The sequence below is a fragment of the Epilithonimonas sp. genome (genome assembly GCF_032054305.1).
Classification (GTDB): Bacteria; Bacteroidota; Bacteroidia; order Flavobacteriales; family Weeksellaceae; genus Epilithonimonas.
Genome location: NZ_DAMBSX010000001.1, coordinates 621996 through 631688 on the forward strand (window position 1 = coordinate 621996; position 9693 = coordinate 631688).

Annotated in this window: 7 protein-coding genes and 3 tRNA genes (1 of these 10 cut by a window edge); 1 reads left to right on the top strand and 9 read right to left on the bottom strand. The window is 35.2% G+C overall.

Features of this window, described 5'->3' with window-relative positions; all coding sequences use genetic code 11:
* Positions 1 to 6: 6 nt before the first annotated feature.
* The 6 genes from gldM to RTX21_RS02845 form a co-directional block, all read right to left on the bottom strand.
* Positions 7 to 1575, bottom strand: coding sequence for a gliding motility protein GldM (gene gldM / locus RTX21_RS02820; protein ID WP_312765190.1), 1569 nt, complete (start codon positions 1573 to 1575; stop codon positions 7 to 9).
* A 47-nt stretch (positions 1576 to 1622) separates the two neighbouring features.
* Entirely contained in the window at positions 1623 to 2300 is a 678-nt protein-coding gene (gldL, locus tag RTX21_RS02825; protein ID WP_089873346.1) for a gliding motility protein GldL, read from the bottom strand.
* A 37-nt stretch (positions 2301 to 2337) separates the two neighbouring features.
* Positions 2338 to 3768, bottom strand: a complete 1431-nt coding sequence (gene gldK, locus RTX21_RS02830) for a gliding motility lipoprotein GldK (protein WP_312765191.1) — start codon at positions 3766 to 3768, stop codon at positions 2338 to 2340.
* A gap of 106 nt (positions 3769 to 3874) precedes the next feature.
* Entirely contained in the window at positions 3875 to 5728 is a 1854-nt protein-coding gene (glmS, locus tag RTX21_RS02835; RefSeq protein ID WP_312765192.1) for a glutamine--fructose-6-phosphate transaminase (isomerizing), read from the bottom strand.
* A 13-nt stretch (positions 5729 to 5741) separates the two neighbouring features.
* The gene (locus tag RTX21_RS02840) at positions 5742 to 7334 is read right to left on the bottom strand and encodes a DUF4270 domain-containing protein (protein WP_312765193.1); all 1593 of its coding nucleotides are present in this window, start codon (positions 7332 to 7334) and stop codon (positions 5742 to 5744) included.
* Positions 7335 to 7350: 16 nt separating this feature from the next.
* Positions 7351 to 8121, bottom strand: a complete 771-nt coding sequence (locus RTX21_RS02845; RefSeq protein WP_312765194.1) for a glycogen/starch synthase — start codon at positions 8119 to 8121, stop codon at positions 7351 to 7353.
* A 291-nt stretch (positions 8122 to 8412) separates the two neighbouring features.
* On the opposite strand from RTX21_RS02845, the gene panC reads away from it, so the two are divergent.
* Positions 8413 to 9261: a pantoate--beta-alanine ligase gene (gene panC / locus RTX21_RS02850; RefSeq protein ID WP_312765195.1), complete on the top strand. Its 849-nt coding sequence runs from the start codon at positions 8413 to 8415 to the stop codon at positions 9259 to 9261.
* A gap of 81 nt (positions 9262 to 9342) precedes the next feature.
* On the opposite strand, the gene RTX21_RS02855 is transcribed toward panC, so the two are convergent.
* The 3 genes from RTX21_RS02855 to RTX21_RS02865 all read right to left on the bottom strand — a co-directional run.
* Positions 9343 to 9415: transfer RNA gene (locus RTX21_RS02855), tRNA-Lys, on the bottom strand.
* A gap of 108 nt (positions 9416 to 9523) precedes the next feature.
* Positions 9524 to 9606, bottom strand: a tRNA-Leu gene (locus tag RTX21_RS02860).
* 35 nt (positions 9607 to 9641) lie between these two features.
* A tRNA-Lys gene (locus RTX21_RS02865) sits at positions 9642 to 9693 on the bottom strand (it continues 121 nt past the right edge of the window).

The window sequence follows — 9693 nt, forward strand, 5'->3', positions numbered from 1 at the left end:
TACTAATTAAAGAACGTTTATAATAACGTTACCAATGTTAGGAAGTACAACTCCGTTCAAACCATTGGCTTTCGCTTGAATATCAAATATCGTGACAATGTCACCACTTCTCAATCCTTTTGTTAAAGATTCTGCCTGTCCTAATGAATCTCCATTGATTGACATAGCAGGTTTACCAGCCACTTTAACTTTGAAACTTACAACATCGAATGTTACAGGGAAATCAAAATCAGGCAAAGTAGCCGTAAGTGTTTGTTTAGATATAGAAGCAGCCGGCATAGATGCATAGCTAGTTCCTCTGATCTGTCCTTTTGGTGGAGGAATGTTCTTGATTCTGAAATCAAAACCTTGAGAAATAACTTTTCCACTTGGAGCTTTTCCAGAAATTGTTAATTTAACAGTACTTCCAGAACCAGGCGTAACCATCCATTTACCTTTCCCTCCGCTAACTGAAGCTCCAGGTGCAGATAAGGTAGTTGCACTAAGATCAGCTCCAAGAATTGCTCCTGAAACAGGGTTCTGAAGACCTCTATACAATACCATCATTTTATCAGCTTGCAAGATAGCACCATTTTGTTCTTTAAGTGCCTCTGCTCCAGAAACTACATTTAAAGTATGTGCATATGGAAGTGTATGAACTTTTCCATTTTTATCAGTAAATGAAATCTGACCTTTAAATTCTTGTGCTCCAACAGCTCCTGTAGCTGGAGTAATAATTCCTTGTCCATTAACAACTTTAGCTCCGCTAATAGCCAAACCAGGAACAGAACTAGCAAAAGTCCCAATAGCAATTTTAATTTCAGCTGGCTCACCCTTCATAACAGAACTAGGTCCTGAAACCAAAGCTTCATAAGCATCAAACTTGATATCTGCATCCACTTTTTCTTGAAGCATAGAAGTTAATGCATCTGACTGAAGATTTCTTGCCTCAGACTGTATAACCTCTAAGTTAGACAAAGCTGCAATCAATGGCTGGTTATAGAATTTATATTGGAACCAACCTTTTTTACTTCTCTTATCATCTTTTGCAAACTCGGCCACCAAATGTCTCTGAGCTCTATCGGCAACAGCTTTCAATTGTGCATTATTACCAAAAGTGGAAGTAATATAATTTCTTAAATCATCAACTTTTGCCTTTAATTCATTAGATTTATCACTAATGTTTTTTTCATCGCCATCTTTAAAGAAAAGATTGGTTGCAGGCTCAGTATTATTAAGAGATGCAAAACTTTCTTCTATCTCAGCGCCAGAATTATATTCCGCGGCTGTACTCATGGTTGTTTTTAATCCATCAATATAATTTACCAAATCATTGGTTTTGCCTTTCAAGGTTTTATACTGATCGAAAAGTGACTGATAACTTTCCGGCGAAGTTTGAGCTTTAGCAGCCAAAGTCTTCTCAAAAATATCGTCATTTTTTTTCTCCACAATCAATCTGGTATCCATTAGGGATTGATTGGTATCTTTATATGATCTGATGATTTCCTGATCGATCTGCATTGCAAGCATTGCAATGAAGACCAAATACATCAGGTTGATCATCTTCTGACGTGGTGTCTGTTTACCTCCTGCCATTTTAATAAAATAATTTAATCGTTAAACAATAATTAAAATGACCGTGATTAAGACTTCATTGCGCTAAGCATACCACCATAAACTCTATTAAGATTATTAAGATTAGATGTCAAGCCTAGTAATTCTTCATTGAATTTTTCTGATTGTGCAGCAGATTTTTGAATGTCTTCAACATACTTTTTGCTAAATTCTGATTGCTTTTGCCCATGCTCCAATTGAAGTGCATATAGTGCATTCATACTTTCCAAATGAGAAGCGGCAAGATTCAATTGCTCGTTATATTTGTGAGTAGATGCAGAAACGTCAACTGTTTGATTGATTTGGTCAACTGAAGAAGAGAATTTATCAATTCCACCTCTAAGTCTTTCGAATAAGCTAACGTCTAATTTTGCGTCAGCCAACATTTTATCCAATTTATCAGACAATGATATTTCCAATTCTTTGTTCTCTACTTTATTGACTGCTTTTCTAGGCTGTCTCTCAGCAGTCTCATCCAACAATTCAGGATAAACATTTTCCCAGGCATAGTTTTCTTCTGATTTTGGTGGATCGAATGCAAAAAATAAGAAAATTAGTGCTTCTGTAATCAAACCAGCCGCCAATGCTACGTTACCTGTGATAGGACCAACATGCCAGTGAGTCATTTTAAATAAAGCTCCCAAAATTACGATAGCAGCACCAAACGAATAGATAAAATTCGTGATTGAATCTTTAGTTTTAAACATTTTTTGAATTTTTAGTTAGTAATAGTTAGTTAAATTATTATTTGGTTTTTCTTGAAAATCTACCAGACCCTGAAGGAATATCCTGAATTGTTCTGAATCCGATATAACTTCTTGCGGAATCTTTTCTTTCCCAATCTCTATATCCCGTCATCAAAAGATATCCTACATCTTTCCATGAGCCTCCTCTTACAGTTTTTTTAACATCATTTGCTGCATTAGCAGAAAGACTTGGATTCAAAGAAGATGAGAACTCATATGCAGAGTTATTGAACGGTGACTCTGTCCACTCGGAAACATTACCAGCCATATCATATAATCCGTATCCATTCTTAGAGAATTTTTTCACAGGTGCCGTATAAGTATAGTTCCCAGTTTTTTCATCTTCTATATAGTTACCTCTTTTAGGTTTGAAGTTTGCCAAATAGCACCCTCTGTCGTCTTGTAAGTATGGACCACCCCACGGATAAGTTGCATTTTGAATCCCTCCTTTTGCCGCATATTCCCATTCAGATTCTGTAGGAAGACGATATCTCATTGGTTTTTGCTTTTTCTTTTTAAGACTATTGTTATAATCTGTCTTCATTTTAGTCCTAAAATCACAAAAAGCTCTGGCCTGATCCCAAGTAACTCCTACCACAGGATATTCTTTATATGCACTATGCCAAAAGTACTGACCAAACAAAGGTTCATTATACGCATATTTAAAATCTTTTACCCAAACAGTTGTATCTGGATAAACAGCAATACTTTCTTTTTTAAGATATTGAGAACCTCTACTTTTATCTTTCACAGCAGATGTTACATCCTCCCATTGATAAGCATATTTGATTTTTGACCAATCAATAATTCTTTCATTATTGATTCTCTTTTCCGCAGGTAAATACATCGATTCCAATACCTCTGCATATTTCTCATCTGGATAAGCCGAAGTATTATATGTAAGTGGAACTTTTTTATCCAATTTTTTAGATTCATCATAACCGCCTTCTCTGCCACCTTGGGACTCTAAGAATTTTTGGTAAGGAGTGGCTTCTTCTCCTGTTTTCTTACCTGCGTAAGCATAATCTGCAATAGAGCTACCATTACCACCTTCGCCATCTCCTCCACCTTCACCAGCTGCTTCTGCCAATAAACCTCTTGCAATAGAATCTCTAACTGCATTGATGAATAATCTATACTCAGCATTGGTAATTTCAGTTTCATCCATAAAAAAAGATGATACGGTAACCGTTTTAGGCATTGCTTTTTCCGGAGTATTGGAAAAATCCTGATCAGCCATACCCATTACAAAAGATCCGCCCGGAATTGGAACCATCCCGTATGGTCTTTCTGCAACAAACGATTTCGAAGACCCTCTTGGAATCAATTCTCCCTTGATTCCGGGATTACCAGTTATACCTTTCCCACCCCCTTTGGAACAAGAAATTATAACTGAAGTTGATAATAATATAAGTAATATCCTTTTCATCCTATTTTAAAGAAATTAAGCGGTAAATATATAATTTTTTTTATGAATAATTATCAATTTTTATTCAAAACGTAATTTGTTAAAGAATATTTCACAAAGCATGAAATTATTCTACAGTTACTGATTTAGCAAGGTTTCTCGGCTGATCGACATTAGCTCCTCTTTCCACAGCAATATAATATGCTAGTAATTGTAATGGAATAGATGCCAATATTGGTGAAAAGCACTCGGACGTTTCTGGAATCTCAATAATATGATCTGCCATAGATGCCACTTGAACATCACCTTTATTAATAATTGCGATAACTTTCCCTTTTCTTGCTTTGATTTCCTGAACATTGCTTACAATTTTATCATAATGTCCAATTTTAGGTGCAATTATAACAATTGGCATATTTTCATCAATCAATGCAATTGGGCCATGCTTCATTTCAGCGGCAGGATAACCTTCCGCATGAATGTAAGAGATTTCTTTAAGTTTTAAAGCCCCTTCTAAAGCTGTCGGAAAATTATATCCCCTCCCTAAGTATAAGAAATTGGTCGCATCCACAAATTTAGAAGCTATCTCTTTGACTACCGAATCCACAGAATTTAAAACCTCTTCTATCTTCTTAGGTATTGCATCCAGCTCAGTAATTAATCTCATGAAATCAGCTTTACCTAAATTACCATTATGATTACCCAATTTTATAGCTATCAAAGAAAGTATAGTAAGTTGGGCCGTAAATGCTTTGGTAGAAGCTACTCCAATTTCTGGGCCAGCGTGTGTATAAGAACCAGCATCTGTAATTCTTGCAATAGATGAATCTACAACGTTACAGATACCATAAACAAAAGCGCCTTTTTCTTTAGCTAATTTTATAGCAGCCATTGTATCTGCAGTTTCCCCGGATTGAGAAATAGCTATTACGACATCTTTAGATGTTATAATTGGATTTCTATATCGGAACTCTGACGCATACTCTACTTCAACTGGGACTCTGGCAAATTCTTCTATAAGATATTCCCCGATTAATCCAGCATGCCAAGAAGTCCCACAAGCGATAATGATGATTCTTTCAGCATTGGTCAATCTTTCCAAATGATCCCAGATACCGGCCATTTTTATCACACCTTCATCTACTAATAATCTACCTCTCATAGTATCTAAAACAGATTTTGATTGCTCAAAAATCTCTTTCAGCATAAAATGTTCGTATCCTCCTTTTTCTATTTGTTCAAGATTAAGCCTTAACTCTTGTATGGCAGGTTCTATCTTGGTATTCTCCTTTATGGTTCTGATATCAATTCCAGATTCGAGAGAAATAGTGGCCATATGACCTTCCTCTAAATAAACAGCTTCTTTTGTAAACTCTACAAATGGAGAGGCATCAGAAGCAACAAAATATTCATCATCTCCAATACCGATTGCTAATGGCGAGCCTAATCTTGCTACAACCAATTGACCAGGAAAATCATCATGCATTACAGAGACTGCATATGCTCCATAGACCTCGTTCAAAGCATATCTTACGGCTTCCGGAAAACTAAGGTTAATCTCCTTGTCCAAGAAATATTGGATAAGGTTGACCAAAACTTCGGTATCCGTTTCAGATCTAAACTCATAATCTTTATTGATCAGCATTGTTTTTATAGTATCGTAGTTTTCGATGATACCATTATGAACTATTGCTATTTTATTATTATTAGAAAGATGTGGATGAGAATTATTGTCACTTGGGACACCATGTGTAGCCCATCTTGTATGACCCATACCTATTTTGGAAGTAGTTTTCAAACCTTTTGAAATTGCCACAAGGTCATCTACTTTACCTTTGGTTTTTTTAACTTCTAAATTTCCGTTCTCAGTTTCTAAAATAATACCTGCGCTGTCATAGCCCCGGTACTCCAAACGACGCAACCCATTGATCACAATGTCATATGCATCTCTAAAACCTGTATATCCAACAATTCCACACATATCTGATTGGTTTTTATTTTTTTGTATATATTATTCTAAGTTGAACATTTTTAGAATCAGGAGAGATTGCATGACCCATACTATTAATATCAGTTCCTTTTAATGCGATCCTGAAAGGATTATATGGCCTATCATTATATGCCTGTCCTAATAATGTCCCAGTCGATGCATCGGAAAGATAACTTCCCACATTTATGACAAAATCATGAGCATTTTTATTTTTCTCTACAATATCTTTCAAAGAAGCTGTAACTCCAACATCATAATAAGCATCTTTTGTAGAGAGATCAGCCGTCTTTATAAGACTATATCCAGCTGAAGCCAAGGACGTCATATCCGGAAGAAAACGAACTGTGTCTTTTATCATCTCCTGAACAAGTAAACTAGATGGTTTTCTAAATTTATTGTTCCACTCATCAGCATTATTATATAAACGTATCTTCGCAGAAACAATTGCTATTTTATCGTTTTGGAATTTTTGTTTTAATGAATCTATTGTACTTTGTGGTATCCTGATTCCTATACCACTTCCACCCATACCTTGTAAATACAGTTTGTCCGCGGGGTTCACTGCTAAGCCGGGATTTTTCTTAAGGTCCTCATACTTCACAGCCGGGTTTATGGCATTATAATAAGGTGTTCCTACTCTATCATAAACTACCTGACTTAAATGAACATTTGATGCCCCAAGGTTAAGAGTAGTTTCCTGTTTTGTCTTCGTAACAGTTCCGTCTGTCGCGGTCACATCATTCTTATAGTAAATAGTAATTCCTGCATCATTTGGAGCCATTGAAAAAAGATATCCGTCATTTTGTTCTACAGAAATACTGATTCCTCGGAAATATCTTATGAATGATGCTGCATCTTTAAGCACCTGATTACCTTGTTTAGCAATAATTTTATCTTGAAAGAATTCTTTTTTCAATTCCATTCTGAAAGAGACAGCTCTATTAAGCAATTCGGAAGCATCAGAATCCTTTGTGATCACAACAGAGTTCACTGTTCCATTAAATGACTTAGAACCTATCTCTGAACTTAAAGCGAATGCTTTATTAGTTAGGATAGAATCAGAAGCACCACCTAAGAAATCCGCAACTTCATGAACTTTTATAGTAAAAGGTGTTTTTTCACCATTGATCTTATATTTTCCATATTTTCTAACAGGATAAGTTGTTACCACTTTTTTAGCGGCCACTTGCCCATCTGGATAAATATAATCTTCGTTGGTCGTAGTCGTCAAAGAATCTGTCGCAGTTTCGTATCTCGGTTTAAGAGTTAAAACGACAGAATCGATAACAGGGTTTTTTCCAAAATCCGGATCATAGGTATTTAATCTCAACTGAGTAATATATGATACTTTCTGACCACCAAAGACGTCCTCCCTTAATGCACCAATTCTTACGCTATCATACTGGGATGTCACTACTTTTTGCACATCGCCATTATTTACGTTATAAGCTGTTAGTGCATAGATTTTACTATAGGCTCCTGACCCGTCTACAAGCTGAGATCCAAGATCATCCAATTCTCCTTCGCAAGAATTCAATACAACAATTCCCATTACTAATAATGGGATCAGCTTCATTATTTTTTTAATATTTATCATTTTAAACACCTAGTATTTAATATACATTTGCTATAGAATCAGCATTCAAATAATCGGATTTCTCAGCACTTGCTTTTTCGTATGCTTCTTCCAATTTATCTTCCAAGAACTCATTCCCTTTTACAATTACATCTACATAATTCATGCTATCATTCACGAAACTAAGAAAGCTTGGCTTATCTAACGATTGTAATTCTGAAATATTATCAAACTCCAAAATTTCTTTCGTATTTTCATTTAGTTCTATATCATCTTCGTTATAGACAGAAAGTACAATCTTTGTATCTTTAAAATATGTATCGTCCTTATAATATGTTTTCAAATAGATCGGGATAAGAGAGGACATCCAGCCATTCAAATGGATCACATCCGGAACCCAGTTCAGTTTTTTGATTGTTTCTATAACACCTCGCGCGAAGAAGACCGCTCGTTCATTATTATCCTCAAAAGCCTTTCCTTCATCATCAAAATAAAGCTGCTTTCTTTTAAAATACTCTTCGTTATCTATAAAATAAACTTGCAGACGCTCGCCCGGCAACGAAGCTACTTTTATGATCAGGGGCTGATCAAGGTCATTGATAATGATATTCATCCCGGAAAGTCTAATTACCTCATGCAGTTGAAATTTTCGCTCGCTGATCTGTCCAAATCTAGGCATAAAAACTCTGACATCGTTACCGCTACCATGCATTTTCAGCGCCATTTTGTGTACTAAACTTCCCATATTGGTATCTTCCTGATAGGGGTACATTTCCGTAGTAACGTATAAAATCTTTTGATTAGGCATAAAATTTACTTTAAAACGAAGTATAAATTCTTCATTTTGCAAAATTACGAAAAAATAGAACAAATCATTTATTTTAAACAACATTAATATTCAAACTAAAAAATAGCTAAATACCAACAAGTTATAAATTAAAAAATGTTAATTTTCAAATAAAAACAATAATTGGAAAATTTATTTTTACAAATTTTCAATACTTAGAAATGAAACATTCGGGGAAAAAATAGAAACATTTTAATTATTTCCTCTTCACAATTAAAAACAGTTAACTTTGTCCGACAAACAAGAAAAACAATGCTGGCCTTTTACGACAAGAATTCTTTCACAGAATATATTTTTGAATCAAAAGAATTAAATAAAAAAATAGGTTTTGCACCTACAATGGGTGCTTTACACGCAGGGCATATTTCTCTTTATCAGGAAGCCCGGAAACATAATGATATCGTCATCTCATCCATTTTTGTAAACCCCACACAGTTCAACAACCCGGAAGATCTTGAAAAGTACCCAAGAACTATTGAAGAAGACCTTAAAAAATTAGAAAACTCCAAACTTGTAGATGCGGTCTACATTCCAAGGATCGAGGATATCTATCCAAATGGAATGGAAAGAAAACATTACGATTTTGGAGGTATCGAAAACGAAATGGAAGGCGCTGCAAGACCCGGTCATTTTGATGGTGTAGGAACTGTCGTTGAGGAATTGCTAAGACAAGTGCAGCCAGACAATGCTTATTTTGGGGAAAAAGATTTTCAACAATTGAAAATAATCGAAAAACTTGTTGAGATTTCAGATCTTAATGTCAAAATCCATGGTGTTAAAATTCACAGGGAAGAAAGCGGACTAGCGATGAGCTCCAGAAATATGAGACTTTCCAAGGAAGAAAAAAAGACATCTTCCATCATTTACAAAACATTAAAACAAGTAAATGAAAAATCAAAAACGACATCTATCCCAATAATAAAAGAAAGAGTATCACAAATCTTTGATAAAGAAGATGATATGGAATTAGAATATTTTATGATTGCGGATGAAGAAACATTAAAAGAAGCCGACTTTATTTCTGAGGACAAAAATTATCGTGCTTTCATAGTCGTAAATGTTGGAAACGTAAGATTAATAGACAATCTGCATCTGGATTGAAAAAAAGAAGCTTCTTTTACAAGAAGCTTCTACACCAAATCACAAAATATTAATATGAAAAAAATTTACTTGCGTAAATTGTGACCTGGCTGGGATTCGAACCCAGGACCCATACATTAAAAGTGTATTGCTCTACCAGCTGAGCTACCAGGTCGGCCACTTTCTAATTAATAATTCAGAACTAATAATTAAAAATTTGTTTTTGATTTTTGAAAAATATCAGAACATTCATCCTTCTATTTTTCATTAATAATTTTTGCAGTGCCTGCGACTGGACTCGAACCAGCACATCCTTAGGAAACCACCCCCTCAAGATGGCGTGTCTACCAATTTCACCACGCAGGCAAAAAAAAACCGTATCGCTACGGATTTTTTGCTTGTGACCTGGCTGGGATTCGAACCCAGGACCCATACATTAAAAGTGTATTGCTC

Bases quoted from the DNA above. Each gene is read 5' to 3' on its own strand.
- gldM (WP_312765190.1), bottom strand. From the start codon at position 1,575: ATGGCAGGAGGTAAACAGACACCACGTCAGAAGATGATCAACCTGATG.
- gldL (WP_089873346.1), bottom strand. From the start codon at position 2,300: ATGTTTAAAACTAAAGATTCAATCACGAATTTTATCTATTCGTTTGGT.
- gldK (WP_312765191.1), bottom strand. From the start codon at position 3,768: ATGAAAAGGATATTACTTATATTATTATCAACTTCAGTTATAATTTCT.
- glmS (WP_312765192.1), bottom strand. From the start codon at position 5,728: ATGTGTGGAATTGTTGGATATACAGGTTTTAGAGATGCATATGACATT.
- RTX21_RS02840 (WP_312765193.1), bottom strand. From the start codon at position 7,334: ATGATAAATATTAAAAAAATAATGAAGCTGATCCCATTATTAGTAATG.
- RTX21_RS02845 (WP_312765194.1), bottom strand. From the start codon at position 8,121: ATGCCTAATCAAAAGATTTTATACGTTACTACGGAAATGTACCCCTAT.
- panC (WP_312765195.1), top strand. From the start codon at position 8,413: ATGCTGGCCTTTTACGACAAGAATTCTTTCACAGAATATATTTTTGAA.